The organism is Vibrio sp. PNB23_22_6, assembly GCF_052877535.1.
In genome coordinates this window covers 1-227 of record NZ_JBNFXP010000103.1, presented here as the reverse complement: position 1 = coordinate 227, position 227 = coordinate 1, and the positions used below count along the sequence as shown (strand labels likewise).

At 47.1% G+C, this 227-nt stretch carries 1 tRNA gene; it reads left to right on the top strand.

The annotated features are described in order from the left end of the window. The first annotated feature begins 169 nt into the window (after positions 1–169). Positions 170–227, top strand: a tRNA-Glu gene (locus ACVA54_RS19785).

The window sequence follows — 227 nt, the reverse complement described above, 5'->3', positions numbered from 1 at the left end:
TAGCGCTAGGGGAACCTGGCGCTGGATCACCTCCTTATACGATGATTACTCACGATGAGTGTCCACACAGATTGATACGGTTTATAAAGTAAAAGAGACGAAGATATCCCAATATCTTCGAAGTTTGGTTCTGCTTTTTAAAAGTGGAAACAAATAGCAGTGTCCCGTTCGTCTAGAGGCCTAGGACACCGCCCTTTCACGGCGGTAACAGGGGTTCGACTCCCCTA